Origin of the sequence: Pseudoalteromonas sp. P1-30 (assembly GCF_001400005.1) — a bacterium.
GTDB classification, from domain to species: Bacteria; Pseudomonadota; Gammaproteobacteria; order Enterobacterales; family Alteromonadaceae; genus Pseudoalteromonas; species Pseudoalteromonas atlantica.
The window spans coordinates 767,277-791,192 of the sequence record NZ_LKBC01000001.1 but is presented as its reverse complement, the minus strand read 5'-3'; the positions used below and the strand labels follow the sequence as shown (position 1 = coordinate 791,192).

Annotated in this window: 18 protein-coding genes and 1 pseudogene; 8 read left to right on the top strand and 11 right to left on the bottom strand. The window is 42.5% G+C overall.

Annotated elements, in window-relative coordinates; translation table 11 throughout:
• Positions 1-203: 203 nt before the first annotated feature.
• Genes eat through AN395_RS03455 form a run of 3 tightly spaced genes read right to left on the bottom strand, consistent with a single transcriptional unit; the run spans position 204 to position 3,909 of the window.
• Positions 204-1,607 carry an ethanolamine permease gene (eat, locus tag AN395_RS03465; RefSeq protein WP_054982091.1) on the bottom strand — a complete coding sequence of 468 codons (1,404 nt, stop codon included), beginning with the start codon at positions 1,605-1,607 and terminating at the stop codon, positions 204-206.
• Positions 1,608-1,627: 20 nt separating this feature from the next.
• Complete coding sequence (gene eutC / locus AN395_RS03460) at positions 1,628-2,506, bottom strand: ethanolamine ammonia-lyase subunit EutC (RefSeq protein ID WP_054982090.1); 879 nt, start codon at positions 2,504-2,506, stop codon at positions 1,628-1,630.
• Positions 2,506-3,909: an ethanolamine ammonia-lyase subunit EutB gene (locus AN395_RS03455; RefSeq protein ID WP_054982089.1), complete on the bottom strand. Its 1,404-nt coding sequence runs from the start codon at positions 3,907-3,909 to the stop codon at positions 2,506-2,508. Before AN395_RS03455 ends, eutC begins: the two co-directional genes overlap by 1 nt.
• 219 nt (positions 3,910-4,128) lie before the next feature.
• Between AN395_RS03455 and AN395_RS03450 the strand changes: the two genes are divergently transcribed.
• Together AN395_RS03450 and AN395_RS03445 are read left to right on the top strand one after the other, a co-directional pair.
• Positions 4,129-5,097: a helix-turn-helix domain-containing protein gene (locus AN395_RS03450; RefSeq protein WP_054982088.1), complete on the top strand. Its 969-nt coding sequence runs from the start codon at positions 4,129-4,131 to the stop codon at positions 5,095-5,097.
• A gap of 748 nt (positions 5,098-5,845) precedes the next feature.
• Entirely contained in the window at positions 5,846-6,409 is a 564-nt protein-coding gene (locus tag AN395_RS03445; protein ID WP_054982087.1) for a cytochrome b, read from the top strand.
• Positions 6,410-6,440: 31 nt separating this feature from the next.
• On the opposite strand, the gene arfA is transcribed toward AN395_RS03445, so the two are convergent.
• From arfA to AN395_RS03430, 3 genes are all read right to left on the bottom strand, one after another.
• Positions 6,441-6,641, bottom strand: a complete 201-nt coding sequence (arfA, locus tag AN395_RS03440) for a ribosome alternative rescue factor ArfA (protein ID WP_054982086.1) — start codon at positions 6,639-6,641, stop codon at positions 6,441-6,443.
• A gap of 161 nt (positions 6,642-6,802) precedes the next feature.
• Positions 6,803-9,343: a TonB-dependent siderophore receptor gene (locus AN395_RS03435; RefSeq protein WP_054982085.1), complete on the bottom strand. Its 2,541-nt coding sequence runs from the start codon at positions 9,341-9,343 to the stop codon at positions 6,803-6,805.
• 227 nt (positions 9,344-9,570) lie between these two features.
• The gene (locus tag AN395_RS03430; RefSeq protein ID WP_054982084.1) at positions 9,571-10,548 is read right to left on the bottom strand and encodes a sensor histidine kinase; all 978 of its coding nucleotides are present in this window, start codon (positions 10,546-10,548) and stop codon (positions 9,571-9,573) included.
• Positions 10,549-10,659: 111 nt separating this feature from the next.
• Between AN395_RS03430 and AN395_RS03425 the strand changes: the two genes are divergently transcribed.
• Positions 10,660-11,991, top strand: a complete 1,332-nt coding sequence (locus AN395_RS03425; RefSeq protein ID WP_054982127.1) for an HD domain-containing phosphohydrolase — start codon at positions 10,660-10,662, stop codon at positions 11,989-11,991.
• A gap of 286 nt (positions 11,992-12,277) precedes the next feature.
• Positions 12,278-13,297, top strand: coding sequence for a ferrochelatase (gene hemH / locus AN395_RS03420; protein WP_004589664.1), 1,020 nt, complete (start codon positions 12,278-12,280; stop codon positions 13,295-13,297).
• 359 nt (positions 13,298-13,656) lie between these two features.
• On the opposite strand, the gene AN395_RS03415 is transcribed toward hemH, so the two are convergent.
• Positions 13,657-14,814, bottom strand: coding sequence for a benzoate/H(+) symporter BenE family transporter (locus AN395_RS03415; RefSeq protein WP_004589605.1), 1,158 nt, complete (start codon positions 14,812-14,814; stop codon positions 13,657-13,659).
• Between the two features lie 377 nt (positions 14,815-15,191).
• On the opposite strand from AN395_RS03415, the gene AN395_RS03410 reads away from it, so the two are divergent.
• Both AN395_RS03410 and AN395_RS03405 read left to right on the top strand, forming a co-directional pair.
• Positions 15,192-15,908: a hypothetical protein gene (locus AN395_RS03410; RefSeq protein WP_054982083.1), complete on the top strand. Its 717-nt coding sequence runs from the start codon at positions 15,192-15,194 to the stop codon at positions 15,906-15,908.
• Positions 15,909-15,968: 60 nt separating this feature from the next.
• Entirely contained in the window at positions 15,969-16,712 is a 744-nt protein-coding gene (locus AN395_RS03405) for a zinc-dependent metalloprotease family protein (protein WP_024032968.1), read from the top strand.
• A 136-nt stretch (positions 16,713-16,848) separates the two neighbouring features.
• Here AN395_RS03405 and AN395_RS03400 read toward each other — a convergent pair whose 3' ends face one another.
• Positions 16,849-18,072 carry an alkaline phosphatase family protein gene (locus AN395_RS03400; RefSeq protein ID WP_054982082.1) on the bottom strand — a complete coding sequence of 408 codons (1,224 nt, stop codon included), beginning with the start codon at positions 18,070-18,072 and terminating at the stop codon, positions 16,849-16,851.
• A gap of 191 nt (positions 18,073-18,263) precedes the next feature.
• Here AN395_RS03400 and dgt point away from each other — a divergent pair, with 191 nt between their 5' ends.
• Together dgt and AN395_RS03390 are read left to right on the top strand one after the other, a co-directional pair.
• Positions 18,264-19,730, top strand: a complete 1,467-nt coding sequence (dgt, locus tag AN395_RS03395; protein ID WP_054982081.1) for a dGTPase — start codon at positions 18,264-18,266, stop codon at positions 19,728-19,730.
• Between the two features lie 139 nt (positions 19,731-19,869).
• Complete coding sequence (locus tag AN395_RS03390; protein ID WP_054982080.1) at positions 19,870-21,543, top strand: hypothetical protein; 1,674 nt, start codon at positions 19,870-19,872, stop codon at positions 21,541-21,543.
• Between the two features lie 326 nt (positions 21,544-21,869).
• On the opposite strand, the gene AN395_RS03385 is transcribed toward AN395_RS03390, so the two are convergent.
• From AN395_RS03385 to AN395_RS03375, 3 genes and pseudogenes are all read right to left on the bottom strand, one after another.
• Entirely contained in the window at positions 21,870-22,433 is a 564-nt protein-coding gene (locus AN395_RS03385; protein ID WP_054982079.1) for a hypothetical protein, read from the bottom strand.
• A 1,052-nt stretch (positions 22,434-23,485) separates the two neighbouring features.
• A pseudogene (locus tag AN395_RS03380) lies at positions 23,486-23,626 on the bottom strand (type II toxin-antitoxin system HipA family toxin); the annotation flags it as partial.
• Complete coding sequence (locus AN395_RS03375; protein WP_004589614.1) at positions 23,616-23,915, bottom strand: helix-turn-helix transcriptional regulator; 300 nt, start codon at positions 23,913-23,915, stop codon at positions 23,616-23,618. The gene AN395_RS03375 and the pseudogene AN395_RS03380, both read right to left, overlap by 11 nt.
• Position 23,916: the final 1 nt, after the last annotated feature.

Below are 23,916 nucleotides of genomic sequence, written 5' to 3'. Positions count from 1 at the left end.
CTTCTCTTTGTGCATTTTTGTATTAAAGATCAATAAATCACAAAGAGGTTTAGAGACGCTTCGTTTTTAGAGAAGTAACTAACATTTTTCGCGAGCAAGCTTCGCGCCTACAGCGAGCCTTAACAGCAGAGCTTAATGACCCCTGTAGACGCGCAGCTTGCTGGCGTTTTAAAAGCAACGCTTTTACCCTAGTGTTAACCCCCTTAATTTGAGGCGGCTAAGTCAGCTTCAGCATCGGCAAGCATAGCAAACTCTTCATCTGCACTTTTAGCGACTAAATGCTTAGCGCTATAACCAAAGTAATAAGCTGCACCAATCACAAATAGCACTACGGTGTATAAAAATGCACGAGGGTCAAACGCATACACACCCGTTAATGCAATAAGCGATAACACTAGCGCAATACCCGATGTAACCACGCCACCTGGCGTTTTATACGGGCGAGCTAAATTAGGTTGCTTAATACGTAACATAATATGGCTCAGCGCCATTAACGCATACGATACCGTTGCACCTACCACCGCCATGGCCAGCATTAAATCGCCCTCACCACTCAGTGAGGCAATAAACCCAAAAATAGCGGGTACAATTAACGCACGCGCGGGTACTTTGCGCTCTGTAGTAATTGATAACGAACGCGGCAAATAGCCCGCACGCGAAAGCGCAAACACTAAACGACTATAACCATAAATAATCGAAAAGAACGACGCGACCAGCCCCGCTAAGCCTAAAATATTTACCACAGTGGCTAAGTTTGTATTGCCCGTGGCGTTAAGCGCATCAACTAAAGGAACTGCACTGGCGCCCATTGCGTTTGCACCACCGGCAGCAGGAACTAATACCACAACAAGTAAAGCGGTAAACAGTAAAAATAACATAGCGCCAATAATGCCTTTAGGTACATCTTTAGCTGGGTTTTTAGCTTCTTCGGCTGCAAGCGGCACGCCTTCTACTGCTAAAAATAACCACATAGCAAAAGGCAATGCAGCCCACACACCATACCAACCAAGTGGTAAAAATTCATTTGCACCTGCGGCATTAGTTACCGCAACATCAAATAAATTAGCCGCGTCAAAATTAGCAATTAACGCCACGGCGGTGGCAATAATAGCCAATACTGCTAAACCACTTATCACCATCATTACTTTTAGCGCTTCACCCACACCCGCTAAGTGAATACCCACAAACGTTAAATAAAACAGTGCATATACCCACGGGCCATTAAAACCCGTTAACGCCTCAACCGCCGAGCCAATAAATATAACAATGGCGGCGGGGGCTAATGCATATTCAATTAATACCGCAAGGCCAGTTAAATAACCCCCAGCTGGGCCCATTGCTTGTCGTGCAAAACTGTAACCGCCACCCGCCGCAGGAATTGCTGCCGACATTTCAGCAAGCGATAACACCAGCGTTAAATACATTATTGCCATTAACACGGCAGCAATGGCAAATCCGCCCCAGCCGGCTTCGGCTATGCCAAAGTTCCAGCCTGCAAAGTCGCCCGAAATTACATACGACACCCCTAGCCCTGCAAGCAATAACCAGCCCGCAGTGCCACTTTTTAACTGCCTTTGTGCAAGATACTCTTTATTGTTATTAGACATATTGACCTCTTTTTATGGTTTTATTCCGCGATTAAAAAATTTGTGGTTTGAACCTGATGCTCTATTACATCGTCTTGTGTTCTGTCTTTTAAGTTAACCCCAGTAAGCCCGCACTTTTTGGCCTCTTGCAGTAAATATACGGCTCTTCGGGCAGCCTCAAAGTAGCTAAGCCCTGCAGGGCGAATGTTAGAAATACAATTACGACAGGCATCATTTAGCCCCGTTTTTGGCTCCCACGTTAAATAAAGGCCAAGGCTGTCGGGGGAGCTAAGCCCCGGGCGCTCACCAATTAATACCATTACCACTTGTGCATTTAGCAGCTCGCCAATGTCATCACCAATCGCTACGCGGCCTTGCTCTACTAGGGTAATTGGCGCAATTTTATAAGGTGAGGGCTCAGTAGGAAGCTGCTTTAAAAGCTCGCTTATAAATGGCGCTGCGTTTTTTTGTACCGCCAGCGACGAAAGCCCATCAACTACTACAATGGCTAAATCGTATTGTGCCTGAGTACTGCTTTGCCTATTTTGCATAGTGTTTAAAAGCGTTGTACGCCCTGCTTGGTTTAGCTTTCGGCCTAAATCGGGGCGCTGTAAATAGGTAACACGATCAACTGCCTCACTTTGTACACTTAGCGGTTTTTCAACCTCGCTAAGCGCATCAATAGCACTGAGAGTTTTTGTCATTTCGCTAATATCTAACGGAAAGTTAACCGCATCGCGCGCCTGAGCATGCGATAGCTGAAACGCTAGCATTTCAGATGTAGGTAAACTAATGCCTGCGCGGCCAAGGCCTATACGGGCATCGGTAAAACGACGTAAATCGCTCCATGGGTTTTCAACCACTTTGCCATTATCGTGATCGTGGCTGCTTTGCGTGTTTATGCTTTTAACCGCTTTCATTACATCCCTCCTTGTACTGCTTTTAATGGCTTAGCAAAGGCAGTTGGTAAGGTGTTCGATAAAATAGTCTCGGCGGTATTTTCCATAATTTTCATTTTGCTAAGCCACGCTTCAAACTCGGGCGCTGGGCGCGAGCCTAAAACCCGGCGCACATATAAGGCATCATGAAATGAGGTAGTTTGGTAATTAAGCATAATATCGTCCGAGCCTGGAATCCCCATTACAAACGAGCAACCCGCCACGCCTAATAAGGTGAGTAAGTTATCCATATCGTTTTGGTCGGCCTCGGCGTGGTTGGTGTAACACACATCGCACCCCATAGGTATGCCTAAAAGCTTGGCACAAAAGTGATCTTCAAGCCCTGCGCGGGTAATTTCTTTACCATCAAATAAATACTCGGGGCCAATAAAGCCTACAACGGTATTAACTAATAAAGGGTTAAACTTGCGTGCTACAGCATAGGCACGCGCCTCACAGGTTTGTTGGTCAAGCCCATGATGTGCATTAGCCGAAAGCGAGCTGCCTTGTCCGGTTTCAAAATACATTACATTATTGCCAACCGTGCCACGCTTTAAGCTCAGCGCAGCATCTTGCGCCTCAGCTAGTGTATTTAAATTAAAACCAAAGCTTGAGTTTGTGGCTTCTGTACCGCCTATTGACTGAAACACCAAATCAACCGGAGCGCCTGCTTCTATGCATTCTATGGTGTTAGTCACATGGGTAAGCACACAGCTTTGTGTCGGAATTTCGTATTTTTGAATTACATCATCCATCAGCGTCATTAACTTAATGGCTTGTGCTACGTTGTCGGTGGCGGGGTTGATGCCAATTACCGCATCGCCATTGCCGTATAAAAGGCCATCGAGCATGCAGGCAGCTATACCATTTATGTCATCGGTTGGGTGGTTAGGTTGCAAGCGGGTTGATAAATGCCCAGGCAAACCTATGGTGTTTCTAAACGCGCTTTTTACGTGGCACTTTTTAGCAACAAGTATGAGATCTTGATTACGCATTATTTTACTTACCGCAGCCGCCATTTCAGGGGTAATAGCTTGCCTAACACTTGCAAGTACCGCAGGCGTTGCAAAATCACTTAATAACCAGTTTCTAAAATCCCCCACGGTTAAGTGCGATATAAGCTTAAAAGCGTTTGCATCGTGCTCGTCAATAATAAGTCGTGTAATTTCGTCTTGCTCGTAGGGAATAAGTACATCGTTTAAAAATGTTTTTAGCGGTACTTCGGCCAATGTCATCTGCGCTACAGCGCGCTCTTGTGCCGATTGTGCAATAACTCCCGCTAACCTATCGCCCGAGCGCTGCGGCGTAGCTTTAGCCATTAACTGCGCTAAGCTCTTGAATTGATAAGTATGTGTTCCTAAAGTATAACTGTACGTATGCCCCATGATTTACTCCGCATAACTAATATTACAAACCTTGGTATAGGTCTTGCCTCATATAAGCTATAAATCAATTTTGAATAGTCACAAGAAGGCTTAATTTGTACCAAGTGGCTATCGAATTTTGGCAAATCACGTTTTATTATTTTATTTCAGTAAGTTAACGCCTTTATTTGGCATTCACTTAAACTAAAAATATGTTTACTTTAAAAGAGCATCACCTATATGGCGCAGCAAGGCAGCAACAACGCACCACAAAAGAGCAAGGTATACACGCACGATATTGACGAGCAAGCCCACAACCTCACTCAATGGCAGCAAAAGTACGACCAAGTAAGCGATGGCCGCTTTTATGGCTGTATAGAAGGCGTAAATTACAACGATATTCATGCTTTTAAAGAATACACCGAGCGTGCACTGCGCCAGCAATGCAACATAGCCCCTAACTCTATTTGGCTTGGCATACCGAGTCAGTCGCAGCAAAGCAAAATTAATGGCCTTGATGTAGCGAGCAATCAATTTATGTGCCGTACCAGCAGCAGCGACTTTGAGCTAATTACCCCTGAGCAATTTGATATTTACGGTTTGGTTATTGATTGGCATTCCATTGAGTACATGGCGCAGTTACAAGGCGTAACAATTAAAAACCTATCATCTACACAATCTGCTCGTTTAACGGTTAGTGACTCATCGCTGCAAACAGCAAGGCAAATTATTAACAGTATGGTTGCCTGTAAAGGCTTTGGGCTTAAACCAGAGTCACAGCAAGATATGCTTAGTATGCTAGCACTGCATTTACTGCAAGCCGATAACCCGCAGCAAAACATAGCCCCAAGCTACAAACACCGTAAAGCGGTGGTCGACAAAGTAAAAGAGTACGTGGCAGCCAACCCACAAAAAACTATTACTATTACAGAGCTTTGCGAGCTTACTTTTGTTAGTAGGCGCACGTTGCAGTACAGTTTCGAAAGCATTTTAGGTATTAACCCGCTTAGGTTTTTGCGTTTAACTCGACTTAACAATGTAAGGCGCGAGCTAAAAGTGGTTGGTCAAACTAAGCCTATATCAATCATAGCGGCCAATTGGGGGTTTTGGCACGCAGGGCAATTTACTAAAGATTACACGCAGTTATTTGGCGAAAACCCATCTCAAACCATCGCCAATAATTTAAAAGAAGGTTCCTTAGATTGTTAGATGCGCCATAGCTCGTAAATAAAGCCAATGCATTCACAAAGAGGTTAAGAGGCGCGTCGCTTTTAGAGAAGTAATTAGCATTTTGCGCAAGCAAGCTTCGCGCCTACCGACAAAATTAACTCCGAGGTAAATTACCTTGTAGAGGCGCACCTTGCTGGCGTTTAAAAGCAACGCCTTAACCGAGATATAAAGTGATTGTTTCACCACCGAGAAGCGAAGGAGAATACCAAGAGAAGTGACTAAGCGTTACGGGTGTTTTCTCTGTGTAGCGCGAAGCGCCTCGGTGTACTCGGTGGTGATATACAGATAACTTTGGCTACTCATTTACTTCTCTATCCCTTCTCTTTGTGCATTTTTGTATTAAAGCTCAATTAATCACAAAGAGGCTCAGAGGCGCGTCGCTTTTAGAGAAGTAACTAGCATCTTGCGCGAGCAAGTTTCGCGCCTACAGCTTTCACTTCTCATTTACTCCTCTTTCTCTTCTCTTTGTGCATTTTTTTATTAAAGATCAATAAATCATAAAGAGGTATAGAGGCGCTTCGCTTTTAGAGAAGCAACTATCATCTTGCGCGAGCAAGCTTCGCGCCTAGAACTTTCACTTCACGTTGCGGGTTTATCCTTTTAAATTTAAAAAATAAGTTTCGTTAACCCTACTTTAACCCTCTATAGTTTAAGCTAGCTGCATTAATGTAGATTATTCAATTGTACACGCAACTAAGCGCCACTTTTTAAGTTAGGAATAACCACGATGAAACTTACAAAAGATACAACAAGTACGTTAAGCAACACCACCATAAGCCTGCATTGGATTGTAGCTATTTTAATTATTGGGTTATTAGGCTCAGGCCTATATATGGAAAACTTTAAAGCGTTTTTTCTAATGAGTTGGCACAAATCATTTGGCGTAATGCTGCTTGCTTTTGCGTTATTAAGAGTAACATGGCGCATTGTAAATGGCTGGCCAAAGCACGATGTTAAACACCCAAATTATGAGCAAGTGTTAGCTAAAATTGTGCATTACGTTCTTATAATAAGCATGTTACTTATGCCTATTTCGGGGCTGATTATGTCGGGCTTTGGTGGGCATGGCGTAGAGATGTTCGGGCTAGAGCTTATACCGCACAACCCCAATCCAGAAAACCCACAAAAAAGCCTCGCTTTTAACCAAGGCTTAGCAGAGATAGGAAAAACCGTTCACGGTATTACAGCAAATGCGCTTCTTATCGCGTTAGGCTTACATATTGTGGGCGCTTTAAAGCACCATATTATTGATAAAGACAACACCCTTACGCGTATGCTTGGCAAAAAGTAGGCAGTTAAAAGTCTTATTTGATCGGTGCTATTTAAGCCGCGATTAAATAAGACTCTCGTCCTACGTGTTTGTTATTGCGCTTAAACGAGCCTTTCCCTTTTTTAGCTTTAACCACTTGAGGTTTAAACACTTTAGAGGTTACTAGCGCCGCCAGCGCATTATGATTAATAACACCTCGGCCGGTGTCTACCGCACTATTATTTGCGGCTTTGGTTTTCGATTCTTTAGCCATTTTATTTCCTAACTATTTATAACAATAAGAACCTTAAGAAGTGGCGATTGTATGCCTAATTTTCAACCTTGCAAGTGTTTTAACGCTCTTTTTCATAATAAATAAACATAAAAAAAGCGCAGTAAATAACTGCGCTTAGTAACAAGTTTTAGCTCAAATAATTAAAATTCAAAGCTTACTTTTGCATAATAAGTACGCCCGTCAAAGCCGTAAGGCAATGCACGTACAGGGTATTTAAACGCGCCGTTGGTAATAAAGTTAAGCACTTCGTCATCACCTAGCTCATCTGGGGTTTCATCAAAAATATTATCAGCCCCTACCGATACGTTAAATATTTCGTTAATTTGGTAGCTAACGTTTAAATCCACTAGTACTGCTGATTCAACTGTACTAGTTGGTTTAAACGACCCCGTAGGCGAAAGCTCACCTGGTAAAGGGATGTGGTCATTACCAAAGTATTTAACGTCTGTTTCGCCAAAGTAATTAAAGCGAAGCGTTGTTTCATACGCATCACGCTCATAGTCAAACGTTAAAGTTGCGCGCTCACCTGGCTGGCCGTCGGTAAAAAAGCTACGTTGTAAATCATCAAACGCCACCGACTCAGGAATACCTTCTTCTGCGTTCACGTTATCAATTTTAGTGTCGTTTAAGTTACCCGCAAAGGTTACTCCAAAATTACCGCCCTCTACATCAGTACGGTAAGAGGCAATAATATCAACACCTTGTGTAGTTGAATCTACAGAGTTTGAAAAGTAGTTAGCTTGCACTGCGCCGGTTGCTTGAAGCGCGGCTACGGCTTCATCGCTAAAGGCAACATCCTCTGCAGAAAGTAAACTACCAAGCGTAATACGGTCTTTAATTTCTACGCGGTAAAAATCAACCGTTAACGAAAGCTCACTTGTTACATCGTAAACAAAACCAGCACTGTAGTTAGTTGAGGTTTCAAGCTCTAGGCTATCTACACCTAACGCACTTGGAAAAGCAGTCCCCGTATTTGCAGTGAACGACTGAGTAAGTGTGCCGTCTGAGCCTAGGTTAGTTGTAAATGCGGTATAACCACTTTGCTGAAGCGATGGCGCTCTAAAACCAGTAGAAACCGCACCACGTACTGCAAAGTCATCGTTAAATTCATAACGTGTTGCTAATTTGCCAATTAAATCATCGCCCGCATCTGAAAAGTCTTCATAGCGCAGCGCACCACTTACGTTCCATGCATCAGTAACCATGGTTTCTACATCTACATAAAACGCGTAGCTGTGGCGATCGCTCTTGTTTGTTGCCTCTGGGCGCAAACCGTTATAAGCCTGAAAACCACACTCAGCAAATTGATCAGGATCGTTTACTGAAGGGTACGAAGCATCGGTATTTGCTAAACCACATGCGTAAGAGGCTTCATCGCCAGGGACTATTTCGTAGTTTTCTTTACGGTATTCTGCACCAATAGTTACATATAAAGGCTCATTGCGGCCAATATCAACGATGCCGTTAAAATCAGCATTAACTGTTGTTTGATCAAATCTAAAACCACCAGAGTAACCGCCGCTTGGGCCTGCATTTGCTGCTATATCGGCATCGCTTGCATCTGGGTTGTTAAATACGTACTCCGCCGCATAAGAGGCATTTATAGTATTACGTGAGGTAAAGTCGTATTGGTTTTCGCCATACACTGCCGATACATCGTATCCCCAATCTGGGTTTATATCGCCTCTAAAACCAACCGCTACTGAAATATCTTCAGCTTCGTTATAAATGCGGGGTAAAAAGCCATCGCTGTATACTTGCGTTACATTTTTAGACGCTTCGTTAAAGTTACGGTAAAAACCATTACCCAGCGCGGTACGCTCAGAATAGCCACCAAATGAGTACAATTCGCTGTCGCCCATTGGCAAAGCCATGTTGTAAAACAACGAGGTAAATTCACTTTCTGAGTTACCTTGGCCCCAACGTACATCTTCACTCAGCGTGCCTGGCTCAACATTTAACGACCCACCGGTATCGCGCTCTGCACGGTTAGTGCCATCGGCATCACGATACTCAAGCGATAAATTAATAAAGCCGCCTTCGTTACCTAAGTCAAAACCACGGTTTAAACCTGCAGAAAGCGTATCGCCGTCGCCTTCACTGGTGCCGCCGTACTGTACGTAACCCGTTGTTACGCCAGTTGAATTATTAAGCGATAAGTTAATTACGCCAGCTATCGCGTCAGAGCCATATTTAGCTGCTGCGCCATCACGTAGTACTTCTACACCTTTAAGCGCAGTTAGCGGAATGGCGTTCATGTCGGTGCCGGCTGCGCCTGCACCTACAGTGCCGTTAAGGCCAAAAATAGATTGATTATGGCGGCGCTTACCGTTAACTAACACTAACGTTTGATCTGGCTGTAAACCGCGCAGCGTTGCTGGTCTAAATAAATCAGAGCCATCAGATACTTGCGTACGAGAAAAGTTAAACGACGGGGCAGTAGCTTGCAGACTCTGCCCTAGTTCTGTAAAGCCGCCTTTGTTTAAATCATCAGCGTCTATTAAATCAATAGGTGACGAAGACTCAGTAGAGGTGCGGTTAGAAACGCGCGACCCTAATACAGAAATTTGTTCGATATTTTGTGCAGCCTCAACAGGTGCTTCTTGAGCGCTTACGATGCTTGGTGCGCTTACGGCAAACGCAACAGCGGCAGCTAATGTATTTAAACGGTATGTTGACATGGTGACGACCCTGTTTAGTGTGTTCTTTAATATTTGTTATTGCGATGTAACGCATCGCACTGGGGAACATCCTAGCAACATATGCAAATAAAAAGAAATGAAAAAAACTAAATAATAGGTCTAACTATGCAAAAAAATGTAAATACTAAAAAATAACACTCAAACTTGTTTAAAACGCATACAATTAAGGATTTTAATTTCAACCTTAAATTAAATTAACACTTTATTTACAATGAGTTTATCACGCTTTCTTGTGCTTTTACGGGTAACCAACAACAAATGGTAGTACCTGTTCCTAAAGTACTGCTAACTTCTATTTTTCCGCCGTGATCTTGCAAAATAAAGTTAACAACGGTCATTCCTATTCCTAATGAGTGGGCTGTTTTATGTGTAGTAAAAAAAGGCTTAAAAAGGTGCGCTTGGGTATTTTCATCCATTCCACAACCGTTATCTTTCACTTTTATACATACCCCCTCATTTTGCTGCGTTACGCTTAGTTCAATAATGGTGCCTTTTTCTAATTCATGTTCGCACGCTTGTTGAGCATTTAATAACAGCTCAACAAAAATTTGATGAATAGACGACAGCTCCCCCCAAATAAGCGGCACTTGCTCAAAATTGGTTTTTATTTCGCAGTATTTAAGCTGCCCTTGCAACACGCCTAAAGCAGAGCCTGCAACCTCGCTTACATCTAAATATTGCTTGTTATGGGTACTTGTAAATTGGCTAAGGTTTAATAAATTATGCACGGTTTGCTTTATGCGCTTTAAACCATCTAGGCTTTCGCTCAACTGCGAGTAAATTTCGTGTCCATTCCATGCCAGTTGGTATTGTTTTTTTAGATCAACCAACACGTTTTTAAATTGCCCTGCATTTAATTGGCCGTTTAAAAACTGCTCGTTATAGTGAAGAGATTTTGATAAAAGAGGGCTAACATATTGCAAGCTTTCTATATTACTAATTACATACGAAAGCGGGTTATTTATTTCATGCGCAATACTGCAAGACAAAACACCCACACTTGCCATTTTGTCGGCCTGAACAAACATTTGCTGATACAAAGACAGCTCAGCAACGTTTTTGGTTAGTTCGCCATTTAACACAACTAACAATTGGCTTTTATCGGCAAGCAGTTGCTCTGCGGCTATGCGCTTTTGCTGCTCATCTAAAAAAGCTTGTTTGTAGTCGTCGGTTAAAGTGCTCATCCTATTCGCTCCATAAATACGCATCCATGTATAACGTTTAGTTTGCCATACGTAATTATGCAAACTAGGGGCAATTTTTAGGCTATGCTTATTATTTTAAAAGGTAGCACTATGACCAAACCAGCAGACGCTGCACATTCAATCACTGCCGTAGATGTACTTTGTGTTGATGACGACGAAATTGTTCTGCGCTCACTAACCTCCTTATTAAAAAATAATAACTTTAGTTTTATGACCTGCAAAAGCCCAGTGCAAGCGCTTGAGCTTTTAAACAGCCACGAATTTAGCTTAATTATTAGCGACATGAAAATGCCCACCATGAATGGCGCGCAATTTTTAGAGCAAGCCCGTAACAAAGCCCCCGAAACACAACGTATTTTATTAACCGGCTACGCCGAAATAGAAACTACCCTAGCAGCTGTTAATCTGGCGCAAATTAACGGCTACATTCAAAAGCCATGGCAAAACGATATGCTTTTGCGCAGCATAAACGACAGCATCGAAAAATTTCAGCTAAAAAAACAAAACAAGCAACTCGAGCAGCAAGTAAAACAGCAAAACAAAGAACTTCTCGAATTAAATAACTCGTTAGAGCAACGAGTAGAAAAGCGTACAAAACAAATTAAGCAGGTACTTAAACAGCTAGAAGATGCCAACGAGCGCGAAAAACACGAACACAAAGCCACCGTAGAGCTACTTTATAATTTTATAAACGCCAACCCATACTTAGATGGCAACAAAGCGCAAAAAATTGCCGACACCTGCACCCAAATAGCACTGTACTTAAACCTCTCGCAAAAAAGTATAGATTTAGCCCCCATGGCGGGTTACTTAGCGCAAATAGGTTTGCTTGCTATGGACCCAGAGCTCTATAAAAAGCCAGTGAGTCGGCTAAGCGAGCAACAGCGCAAAGCCTTTTATACGCACCCTAGCACAGCACAATTAATGCTTATGCCTGCTATACATTTACATGATGTATCTGATGCAATTTATCATCAATATGAGCGCTTTAACGGCAACGGTTTACCAAAAGGATTAGCAGCAAACGACATTCCTATTGGCGCTATGGTGCTTAGCGTTGCTCGCGATTATTGGAACGCATTTGAACAAAGCCAAAGCCCCACAGACAAAGAGCGCCACAGCGATGCGCTCGAAAGCGTTAAAATGTACAGTGGCACTTTTTACCACCCTAAAATTGTGCGCGCACTCGAAGCAAGCCATAGCAAATTAAATGAGCAACTTAATAATGCCGGCTCTATTATTATATGCAGCGCTCAAGAGCTAAAAGCCAATATGATTTTAGGCCATACGTTACACAGCCACAGCGGTATTATGTTGTTACCTAAAGGCCATGTGTTTGGTAAAAAATCCATCGAAAAACTACAGCAACTAGAAGCCAAAAAACCGACCCCATTTAGAATAATGGTAAAAAGCGCTAAATGAGTGATCTAAACTGTGGCTTTTTTCGTTACAATTACCGTAAATAAGCTAAACTAATTCAAACAGGTACCTGTTAATCTGGGTATAAATTTTAAACTGTTTAATACCAATCCGCTTAATTAAGTAATTTATTTTGAGGGTGGAAAAACGTGTAGATAGCTAGGCAAAAAAATTCGCTATTTAGTTGTTCTAAATGAGAATTGCTTAACGCTGGTAGCGACACGTTTAGCCCCGCAAAATGATTAAGTATTATTGCGAATTGGTATCACATTGCTTTAAGGAGCACAGCGTGTCGCGATTTTCTGCAGTCACTGACAATCCCCACGACGGACGTTTTAATCAAAAAACGGGCATTTTACTTACCAACTTAGGCAGTCCAGACGCGCCCACCCCTGCGGCACTGCGTACCTACTTACGTGAATTTTTATCCGATCCGCGCATTGTAGAAATTCCACGTTTAGTGTGGATGATAATACTGCACGGTATAATTTTGCGTATTCGCCCTAAGCGCTCAGCAAAACTATACGAAAGCATTTGGACCGAAAACGGCTCGCCGCTAACACATATTACCCGCCTGCAACGCGACAAACTAAACGCGCTACTCCAAGAGCAAGGTTACACCAATACCGAAGTTGTTATGGCCATGCGTTACGGTAACCCTTCAATAGAGGCGGGACTTGAAGAGCTTCGCGATAAAGGCCTAACGCGCATAATTGTACTACCGCTTTACCCGCAATATTCAAGCCCTACCACCGGCTCAACATTTGATGCCGTATCAAGAGTATTGCAAAAATGGCGCTGGGTGCCAGAGCTACACTTTGTAAATGGTTATCACAAAAACACCGCTTACATTGATTCATTAGCTAGCAGCATAAGTGAAGATTTAGAAAAAAACGGCATGCCACAAAAATTAGTTTTTTCATATCACGGTATGCCAAAGCTATTTTTAGATAGAGGCGATCCTTACCACTGCCTATGTTTGCAAACCACGCGTTTAGTGGTTGAAAAACTAGGCCTTGATAAAGATAAAGTAATTAGCACTTTTCAAAGCCGCTTTGGTAAAGCCGAATGGTTAAAGCCATACACCGACGCCACGCTTGCATCTTTACCTGATGAAAACATTACCGACGTTGCAATTTTAAGCCCTGCTTTTAGCGCCGACTGCTTAGAAACACTCGAAGAGCTTGAAGAAGAAAACCGCGAAATTTTTGAAAACGCAGGCGGCGAAAAGTACCGTTATATAGCCGCTTTAAACGACAGAGACGATCACATTAACGCTTTATATGATGTGCTAAAACCAATGCTTTAAACGCATCTTAACGTAAAAAAGCGGTGTTAAATTTTAACACCGCTTTTTTAATTGTAAGGTAAGCATTTATTAAATGCCATAGCCACTATTTTGCGCGAGCAAGCTTCGCGCCTACAACTTTCACTTCTCATTTAATCCTCTTTCCCTTCTCTTTGTGCATTTTTGTATTAAAGATCAATAAATCACAAAGAGGCTTAGAGGCGCTTCTCTTTTAGAGAAAAAACTCACATTTTGCGCGAGCAAGCTTCCCGCCTACTGACAAAATTAACACCGAGGTAAATTACCTTGTAGACGCACAGCTTGCTGGCGTTTTAAAAGCAACGCTTTTACCTGTTAAACCTATTCGTTAACGTTTTTCTTTAACTTTTACGGGTGATCATCAACGTACAAACGCCGGCAATTATTCCCCAAAACGCAGAGCCCACCGAGAGCATGGTTAAATCAGATGCGGTTACCAAAAACGTAACTATTGCAGCCTCTGTGTATTGAGCTGAGCTTAAAGCTTGCTGCAAGCTATTAGCAATGGTGCCAAACAACGCAATACCCGCTAAGGCTAAAATTAATGCCTGCGGTAAACTTGCCACTAAACCAACAAGCGTTGCCGCGCAAAGTGCCATAACAATATAAAATACGCCTGCTGCAATACTTGCCCAATAGCGTTTATCGGGGCTTTTATCGGCCTCGTCGCTCATACAAATAGCAGCAGTAATAGCGGCTAAATTAATAGAGTACGTACCAAACGGGGCTGTTAAAATATTAATAAAACCAGTTACGTTAAGCGTAGCCGAAATAGGCGCTTTATAATTATGAGCCTTTAGTACAGCAATACCCGGTAAGTTTTGTGAGGTCATCGTTACAATATAAAGCGGTAAGCCAATACTTATACACGCTTGCAAGTTAAACACCGGCGCTATGTATGCAAATTCACTTATTTTCCAATGAATAGCGCCAGTATCAATATGCCCCATTTGCCACGCCAGTAGCACGCCTGCAACTAAAACGCTAAGCATGGCAAAACGCGCAAAAAATCGTTTTCCTAAAAAATACATAAGCACCATTAGACCTATAACCAGTGGTAGCTCATTCATAAAATTAAATACATCTATACCAAAGGTGACCAATACGCCTGCCAGCATGGCACAGGCAAGTTCGCTCGGTATGCGGTTCATTATTTTTTCAAACCAACCGGTAACCCCCGACACAAAAACCAATGTAGCGGCAAACATAAATGCACCAATGGCTTCGCCTAAATGGTAGCCCTGTGCGCTGGAAATAAGTAAAGCCGCCCCAGTGGTAGACCATGCAATTAAAACGGGCACTTTATAATAATACGACAACCCAATAGTGGTTATGCCCATTACCAGCCCTAGCATTAAAAGCCAGCTTGCGACTAAATCGGGCGTGCCGCCAAGGGTTATAACAACTTGATAAATAAGCGCAATAGAACTTGAAAAACCAATAATAACAGCCACCAACCCTGCGGTTGCTCGATTAAGCAGCTGATCGGAAAACGTCATAAAATCCCTCTTAATTTTAGATTTTTAAGCCCACAACATACGTTGCCTATTTACGCTTTGCAATTAGCGTTTACGCTATTAAGCGTGAAAAATATTCATTATTTTAAAATTTTTTTTACCTATAAAGATCACAGCCTTCATTGCCAAATTAAAAACAAAAACAATTATTCGCTTACGCTTGCACCCCGCTAAAACCCTATAAAAACCCATCCTTTTTAGCTCAATAAACCAAACCCATTATAGGTAAATTGTTTATTTACAATCATTTACAATATAAATAATTAGCACTTTTATACTACCACCACTAACTTGATCTAATTATCTATATGATATAAAACGTAACAATTAGTTAACCAAAAACCCCGTAAGAGAAACAAATGAAACGCGCTATTTTAATAATTGTTGCCCTTGGTCTATCTGCATTTGCTATTTATCAGCTGCTATTTAATACCGAAAAACCTCAGCAGGTAACGGCGCCTGTTGCAGTGGATATAGTGCCCGTTGACTCTCAATTTGCAGCAAATAAAAAAGCACCACAGCCCATTGATATGAGTAAAGATCCCGTTAACGTAAAACCTAAAACCATTGAGGCACCAGCGAAAAGCAACCAGTTTGAGGCTATAAACAAGGTATCTGAAAAAGCTAAAGAGGTACTTACCAACGCCAACGTACTACCAAGCGATTTAAACAACGAAGCCTACATAGAGTTCGACCTAAATACGTTACAAACCCTTGAAACTGGCGACTCGTTTGATATTTCAATCCCGCAAACCGTTGAAACCTACAGCGCCGAAATCACCTCGTTATCGGAGGCGAGTAATGGCGATAAAAGCATATTTGGCCAAGTTATTGGTGCCAACGGACAACTACACACCACGGTTATGACCGTAGGAAACGATGCAATTTATGGGCAATTTACCGCACCTAGCGGCAATTACGTTTTTGAAAGTAAAGGGAAATATGGTTGGATTGCAGCAAAACGCGACTTGTACCAAAACCACATAGAACATCACGTAGATGCGCCCACACCAAAAACAGATAAAACCATAGATATGTTTGCCCCAAAAAAAACTGAACAACCCAACACGCAGTAACCCAACTAAATCAATCAGCAGTAAAACTTCCAACCACTACATAAGTAAGGAAATATAAAAATGAAAAAACTAATCACTACGGCAGCCATTGCCAGCGCGCTATTTGCAACCAGTGCAGCACAGGCAGTAACGATTGATATTGGTATTTTATATACCGACCAATCGGCCGCAGCTACGAGTAACATAAATACTAAAATAAACCAGCTGATCGCCTTTAGTAACCAGGTTTATAGCCAAAATGGGGTAGACATTACACTGCGTTTAGCCGGCACAGAAAACCTAGGCGATTACGCAATTACACCGTCTGAAGATTGGTTAGATGCAGTAACTAACAGCAGCTACGTAGATGGTTTACGCACTAGCTGGAAAGCCGACATGGTTGCCGTACTTGGTACCGGCCAAAGTGCGGGTAATGGTTTAATTTCGTGTGGTTTAGCTTGGGTTGGCCAAGGCACTAACGGTAATTTATACAGCTCAATGAGCGACCGTATGTACTCTATTACTGCTATTGACTGTGGTGCTACTACGTTTGTACACGAACTTGGCCATAACCAAGGCCTAGCGCACTCACGTAAACAAGGCGATACATCGGGCGGTGTGTATGTTGATGGAATGGGCCACGGCGTACAAAACGAATTTGCCAGCATTATGGCCTACCCGCACGTTTACGGTAGCGCAACGCAGTACGATTACTTCTCTAACCCTAATTGGAGCGTAAATGGCTTACCTTTTGGTGTAACTAACCAAGCGTATGCTATTCGTACGGTTACCGACACTAAAACAAGCATTGCTAACTTTAAGTAAGTGATTTAAAGCAGGCTGTATTTAGCCCACTTATAATTATTTCCCTTTAGAGCGCATTTGCGCTCTTTTTTATTTGGCTTAAGGTTTGTTGATCTTTCAAGGTTAAGTCACTAAAAGCCTAAAAGTGCGCAGCTAATTAATGCACTACTATTTTTTGTTTTATAGCAGGCATTAACGTTTTACCGTCACCATCTACTTTACTTAAAAGCTTAAGCCCCATTACTTTGGCAAGTACCGGGTAAATATCAAGATTATTTACCTTTTCAAGGCTTAGCCCTTGTTTAAAAGCAGGCCCTACAGCAATTAACGTAGCCGCCATATCATCGGTATAGGCATAGCCATGAGTACCTAAGTACATTGCTTTGCCTTCGTTAGTAAATACCGCTGGCGCATTAGTTTGCACAACAATATCACCCACCCGAGTGCCTTTATTATAATGATACCCAGCTAATTGCTCGTCGTTTAATACCGTATAACGCCCGTTTGCGGCTTGTTGCAAACGTTGTTTGTAAGTTGCAATTTGCTCGCTTGTTACAGCAGGCTTTGCATAAATAAGTAACCGCGGGCCGGTATTTTTAACTATAAAATTATCGTTTTTAGGCAATGTAGAAACATCAATACTTTGCTCTGGGTTTACATGCGCCATACCGTGATCGGATACAATAACAAGGTTAATCTCTTGCTCTAGCTTGCTTAAACGGGTTTGTAATTGGCCCATTAGTTCATCTAATTGTTTTACCGCATCGCGAGTTTGCGGTGCGTCTGGGCCAAACTCGTGGCCCATGCTATCAACAAGCGAAAAATAACTTGCCACAAAACGTGGGCGCTGCGCTTTAGGTAAGCTTAGCCACTGTACTATTTGATCAACACGGCCTTGGTACTCACTGTATTTAGAATAATGAAAGTAATAGTCGGGCGTCATACCGTTAAAGCGCGCATCCGACTCTGGCCAAAAATAAGTAGCCGACTTTAGCCCCTGCATTTTTGCTAAATTCCAAAGTGGAATGCCATTTACCCACGTGCTATCGCGCATGCCTTTACCCATGCTGTAGCACTCGTTTTTACGGGCTTTATCACAAAAATTATTATCTACAATGCCATGATTTACCGGCAGCAACCCTGTAATAATAGAAATATGATTTGGAAACGTTTTTGTTGGGTAAACAGGCATTAGCTTTTGCGCGCGTACACCCTTAGCAGCCATTGCTTTTAAATTAGGCGCGCCGTGTTTTTCTATATAATCCCAACGCATGCCATCTATTGATATAAGTACAACGGTTTGCTCTTTTGCCGCATATGCCGCTTGGCTGGTTAACACTAAAAGAGCCAACATCATCGCCTTTAAAAATACATACTTCATTACAAATACTCGCCTACATTAAAATGCGTTAAATACTGAAAAATATAGCTTTATAATACAATTGCCAGGCCTTAAATGATACAAGCACCTGTACCTAACTCGTCTAGATGTATATATTAACAAGTAAGTATTTAAAACGAATGACAACGCGCATTTACTTTGCAAGTCGTCACCACTAAGCAAGGACTCCGATGACTATCGACTTTAGTAAAAAAATAACCCCAGCGCGCATGTATCGCACGACTGCAAATTTACAAATGGCGATGGAAAGCGATCGCGGTCGTATAATTAACAGTGCAGCTATTCGTAGGTTGCAGCAAAAAACCCAGGTTTTTCCGCTAGAGCGAAACGCTGCGGTGCGCTCGCGCTTAACTCACTCACTAGAAGTACAGCAGGTTGGCCGTTTTATAGTACAGCGTATTTTTGCAAATTTAAGCTTTGAGCAACAAACCGAGTTTGGCTTAAAAGGACTAGAACGCCCACTAGAAAGCCTAGTAGAAATGGCCTGCCTAATGCACGATATAGGCAACCCTCCCTTTGGACATTTTGGCGAAGCTGCCATAAATCACTGGTTTAATAACAATTTAGCAAGTGTTACACCAGCGCGCTGCCAAGAACAAAATACCGGCATAGGGGTTATTTTTAAGCACCTAGCGCACGATATTTGTAATTTTGAAGGCAACGCCCAAGGCATACGCATAATTCATTCGCTACTGGGGTTAAACTTAACTTATTGCCAAAGCGCGGGCATTTTAAAGTACACCCGCCCCGCGGGATTAAACTCAAAAGACATACCGCAAAATAAAAACTACTTAATGAAAAAAGTAGGTTACTACTACAGCGAAAAAACCTTTGTAGAGGCACTGCAAAACGAGCTGGTTATAGAGCCATACTGCCGCCATCCGGCAAGTTACATTATGGAAGCCGCCGACGATATTTCGTATTGCTTAGCCGACATAGAAGACGCCGTAGAAAAAGACATAATAACCACCGAGCTACTTTGTCAGCAGCTAAAAAGTGAATATAAAAAAGCCCTTATAAACCTAACCATTGACGACACCGAACACCTAAATTTTGTAGATAAAGCGGTAGATTACGCACTAGAGCGCGCCAACGCGCAGCCTTACAACTTTAATAGCGAATTTTTTATTTACCTACGCGTGGCCTTACTTCACCCGCTTGTAAACCACGCCGCTAAGCGTTTTATAGAGCACATTGAGCCTATTTACCACGGCGACTTTAACCAAGCACTATTAGAAGATAACAGCCACTTACATGCCGTTACTAAAACCCTTAAGCAGGTGGCGCTTAAGCATGTATTTTCTCACAAAGAGGTAGAAAAACTCGAACTACAAGGCTATCGCATAATTAACGGCCTGCTCGATTGTTATAAACCACTGCTACAACTTAACAGCGACGATTTTAAACGCGCATTAAGTGGCGACTCACGATTATTAATCGAATCGCGTTTGGTTAAAAAGCTCTCTAAAAAGCACTTAAATAGTTATCAGCACGCCATAGATGCCATGCAAGAAGAGCCCGATCACTTTGCCGCTTACGAGTTTTACTATCGCTGTAGGCTAATTCAAGATTACATAAGTGGCATGACCGACCAATTTGCCTACGACGAGTACCGCAGCCTAATGGTGATTGATTAACTAGAGCGTGTTGCTGGGTGGTTTTTACTTATCTCACTAGGTTACAAACCTCACGCCGCGATTTAGTCGCCCTTAGTGCCTAGATATATTTTAATTTTGCGCTTAAAATCAAACTATTGATACTTAAGCGCCGTGTTTTATGATTATTAGACTCTCTCAACTTATTTTTTGCTTTGCTTTATTTTACAGCAGCCAAAGTGCTGCCTATAACGAAGCCATGTGTATTTTAATTAAGCAAGAAATGCAGCAGTACAGTAATAATAAAGCCAGTGCCAAATACCGCAGCGCCGCACGCGATTTTAAAAGAAACTGTAATAAACCCAAGCAAGTACAAACAAAACCAAAACCTGCAGAGCCGCCAGTTGTTGAACAAGCGCCACAACCACTTGCTCTTACCCCCGAGCAAGAACAACAACTGCTTGAGCAAATAACTGCGGCCGAAAAAGCTATAAAACAAAGCGCAAGCAAAGCCACTACAAGCACTCAGCCTACAAATCAAATAAGCCAGCAAAGCTCAGAAACTAACGAGCCAGAGACTGCGCCAATTGATACAGTAAAGGATGCGCCAAGCACACCTAAGGGTGAACTTGAGTCTAATAACAGAGAGTTAATACCTACAACTAGCCAAGCGCAGCCGCTGGCCACTGAAACCGCCCCAAAAGCAGCGCCTAAAAAAGAGCCTAAAAAAGAGCAGCCAACGGTTAATACAACGCCCAAACCCGCACCTGTACTTATACCGGCGCCAGTTGCAGAGCCACCAAGTTCATTATTGCTACCAAGTTTGCTACTGCTTATTGTGGTATTAATTGGCGCCATGGTGGTTATACGTTTACGCCGCGCTAAACAAAATAAGCCCGAGCCGCCTGTTGCTCCACCGGCTACAGCCCCAAAAAATAACAACAAAAGCGCAGCGCAAGCAGCACCACCCAAAACGGCTCCAGCCCCAAGTGATGAGCTTTCAAAACCAGTTGTGCCAACGGTTTCGGCCCCGAGCGAGCCAGAGCCTGCAAGCTCTAATGCACCAAATAACGAGGCAATTAACGAGCCATTGCCTGCCAATACGCAAGCCACAGAGGCTGAGCCTGAACAAGCTAAACCAGAAGAAGATGCACCGGCACTTGAACCTAAAAAAGTAGCGCCAGAGCCAAACACCGCAGAGTTTGAAGCTGCCGCAAAAAATACATTAGCGCGTATTCAAAATGCAAAAGGCTTTGCAGAGCCCGAGGTAAGAGAGTTTAACCCAGACGCGCCTTCGGTTAAGCGCACGCGTAAGCACAAAGCCGCCGCAGTAGAACAGCCAAAAGCAGAGCCCGTTGAAGAAGTAAAACCACAAGAGTCTACTCTTATAAACGAACCGGCTGCGCCTAGTAACCCTATCAATGAGCCTAATACCAACGCGCAGCTGCATACAGCCGATAAAAACAGCGAGCTTGAACAAACCACGTTAAATAGCGAACACGACTTTAAAGAGCCCGAAATTCGCACCTACAATCCAGATGCGCCTTTAAAACCAAGTAAAGAGTCTGCACAAGCTACAGTTTCAGCAAAACCAAATAACGAACCCACGTTAGATACGCCAATATCAACAGCTCACGAACCACAGCCAGCCCAAGAAAAGCCAGCGCAACCAGAGCCTGAAAGTACGCCCAAGCAAAGTGATTCTAGCAACCCATTTGCAAACCTTTCGCTAGATGAAAGCTGGGACCCAAATTCAGATAAAAAGCCCGTGATTGAGGAAAAAAAGAAAGCGCCTAAATCACAAGCCTTAATCGAGGCAGAAGAGCGCGCTAAAAACATGCAAACAAAAGAATAGCCGAATAAATAAGCTTGATATTATTGCTCTATACAAATAATTTTTAACGCAGCAAATACGCTATTTAAAGTTAAAACTGCCATTACTCAATTTCCAGCACAAAAAAGCGGCCACAAGGCCGCTTTGTCGTTTAAAAGTATAGAGTTGTATTAGTTCGCTTAATTATTTTAAGAATGGGAAAACGTTTTATTGCTACAAAAAATGCGTTGTTTAGTTGTTATAACTAGCTAGTTGTACATTGCTGTACTTTTAGCATCTTTGTATTTGTAACACAGCTAGCGCCAAGTTTGGCGGCTTAAAGTAATTAACTATTATTACGCTTAGTATTATTCGGGGGGCATGTTTTTAATATTTAAATCGTATTGTAAAATACCATCGTTATTAACCGCTACACCCGCTAATTGCACAGAGTGATTAGCAAACTCTTCAGACGCCGATAAATGCGCTAACACGCCGGCTATGTCTTCGTGTTTAGGTTGCCCGTCGGTTGCCACAATGCCTGCATTACAATCGTTTTGCTTACACTCAAAGCTGTATAAAAATAGCGACTTTTCAGCAAAGCTGCTTTGCACTTTATCTAAAAACACTTGCTCTGACTGTGCTAAATCAAGCGTACTTTGAATTTGAGCAGCGCTTTCTAGCTCAGAGTATTCACCCACTTCTTGGGGAGTAATCACTATTTGCTCGGTAAGTGCAGTGCCTTCTTTATTAGTTACATCGTGGCTACTTTGCATTGCTTGTATATCTACCACCAGAGGTTGAGCAGGCTGCACAGACGTGGTGTTAGTTATTGAGTTGGGTAGATTATTTTGAGCCAAGGCGGTCAAATCGTTTTTAAACACGTACAAAGTTGCAGCAGTGATAGCGCATGCAATGAGTAATTTGTTCATAATACTTCCCTCCTTCAACCAATTTACGCAATACAATTAAGTGAAATGCTTTTTAAGTGTAGCCAATGTTAATATTATGTTTTGTTTGGGTGTGTACTGTCAATCTTTAATACTAGACAGTGCAAATTAAAAGAACAATTTTATCAATGTTAATATTTAATGAACCACCGGTAAGCTCAGCGCGCCACATTATAATGCTAGCAATAGCTACACGCTCTTTTTGCAACCAGGCAGTACGTTATTTATTTGTAACAAACTGTAAAAAGCAACTCTTTTTATGACCACACCTCAACCAAAAAGTTTGCGGGTATTGTTACTAAAACTTAAATAAAATTACCCAAAGTAAATAACCGCATAATCAAAACCACACACAGCAGCTTTAATTTGCTAAAAGATGCAAAGATTACATCAAGAAAGGCACTAACATGTAGGCGCGAAACTTGCTCGCACAAAATGACAGGAGCGTACCTCGCGTTTGGTATGAAGTTTTTCGCGGCATATAAAGCCGCAGCTACTAGTTAATTGCACCACAAAGGGCACAGAGGCGCTTCGCCTACACGGAGAAAACACAGGAATAAGTAAGTCACTTCTCCTGCTCTTCTCGGTGGTGACATAATCACTTTTGAACAGAACCAATGCGCGTCTACCACTAAATTAAAATACTGTTTTGTAGAGCGAATTCTTACTTATGTGATCATTTATTAAATCACTTATGCTCTAGCTCTAAAAGCGCAGCGTCTCTTAACCTCTTTGTGAATAATTGGCTTAACTTGTTTTTCACCACCGAGGGCACAGAGGCGCTTAGCGCTACACAGAGAAAATACGGGGGTTAATTGGTCACTTATCACTGGTGACATAATCACTTTTGAACAGAACCAATGCGCGCCTACAAAGTTAAATTTTACGCTGACGTGGATGTGGTGCGTAGGCGCGATTTTATATCGCGCTTGTAGACTTCAAGATTTTCTGTTAGCACTCGATGTAGGCGCGAAGCTTGCTCGCGCTCTGTATTTTTAGTTCCCTATGTCGCGTTGGCGTTGGCAACCAAGGGGCGCAAACGCATCAGAGCGCGCAAGGTAACTTTTACCATAATTAAACTCACCTCGGCCAGTTTGTGTATTTAACTTAAAAAAACCACAAATTATGGGGCTGTCTTCTAAACCGTCAATAAATACATAAGCTTCAGAAGTCATCATTAATCACCTGAGTTTTATTGCTTTTACGCTGTCTTGCATTATAACCGCCCACATCTGCGGCTAGCTCGTTAATTTCATCCAGCAATGAGCCTTGCAATTGAAGAACAACAAGGGCTTCAAACAATATATCGCTTTTTACTACCTCTCCTTGTTCAAGCTTTTGTACCGTGGAGCGAGATACACCAATCATCTTAGCGAACGTGCTCTGGGTATAAAGTAAAGTACGATGCTGACGAATTAAATCACCCAAGCGACGCGCCAGCTTTAATGCTTGTTCAGATCTCATA

What these genes read in the sequence shown, in the direction of transcription:
- AN395_RS03375 (WP_004589614.1), bottom strand. Translation starts at nt 23,915, where the DNA reads ATGAGATCTGAACAAGCATTAAAGCTGGCGCGTCGCTTGGGTGATTTA.
- eutC (WP_054982090.1), bottom strand. Translation starts at nt 2,506, where the DNA reads ATGAAAGCGGTTAAAAGCATAAACACGCAAAGCAGCCACGATCACGAT.
- AN395_RS03445 (WP_054982087.1), top strand. Translation starts at nt 5,846, where the DNA reads ATGAAACTTACAAAAGATACAACAAGTACGTTAAGCAACACCACCATA.
- AN395_RS03450 (WP_054982088.1), top strand. Translation starts at nt 4,129, where the DNA reads ATGGCGCAGCAAGGCAGCAACAACGCACCACAAAAGAGCAAGGTATAC.
- AN395_RS03400 (WP_054982082.1), bottom strand. Translation starts at nt 18,072, where the DNA reads ATGAAGTATGTATTTTTAAAGGCGATGATGTTGGCTCTTTTAGTGTTA.
- AN395_RS03385 (WP_054982079.1), bottom strand. Translation starts at nt 22,433, where the DNA reads ATGAACAAATTACTCATTGCATGCGCTATCACTGCTGCAACTTTGTAC.
- AN395_RS03430 (WP_054982084.1), bottom strand. Translation starts at nt 10,548, where the DNA reads ATGAGCACTTTAACCGACGACTACAAACAAGCTTTTTTAGATGAGCAG.
- arfA (WP_054982086.1), bottom strand. Translation starts at nt 6,641, where the DNA reads ATGGCTAAAGAATCGAAAACCAAAGCCGCAAATAATAGTGCGGTAGAC.
- AN395_RS03410 (WP_054982083.1), top strand. Translation starts at nt 15,192, where the DNA reads ATGAAACGCGCTATTTTAATAATTGTTGCCCTTGGTCTATCTGCATTT.
- eat (WP_054982091.1), bottom strand. Translation starts at nt 1,607, where the DNA reads ATGTCTAATAACAATAAAGAGTATCTTGCACAAAGGCAGTTAAAAAGT.
- AN395_RS03425 (WP_054982127.1), top strand. Translation starts at nt 10,660, where the DNA reads ATGACCAAACCAGCAGACGCTGCACATTCAATCACTGCCGTAGATGTA.
- AN395_RS03435 (WP_054982085.1), bottom strand. Translation starts at nt 9,343, where the DNA reads ATGTCAACATACCGTTTAAATACATTAGCTGCCGCTGTTGCGTTTGCC.
- AN395_RS03455 (WP_054982089.1), bottom strand. Translation starts at nt 3,909, where the DNA reads ATGGGGCATACGTACAGTTATACTTTAGGAACACATACTTATCAATTC.
- dgt (WP_054982081.1), top strand. Translation starts at nt 18,264, where the DNA reads ATGACTATCGACTTTAGTAAAAAAATAACCCCAGCGCGCATGTATCGC.
- AN395_RS03415 (WP_004589605.1), bottom strand. Translation starts at nt 14,814, where the DNA reads ATGACGTTTTCCGATCAGCTGCTTAATCGAGCAACCGCAGGGTTGGTG.
- AN395_RS03390 (WP_054982080.1), top strand. Translation starts at nt 19,870, where the DNA reads ATGATTATTAGACTCTCTCAACTTATTTTTTGCTTTGCTTTATTTTAC.
- AN395_RS03405 (WP_024032968.1), top strand. Translation starts at nt 15,969, where the DNA reads ATGAAAAAACTAATCACTACGGCAGCCATTGCCAGCGCGCTATTTGCA.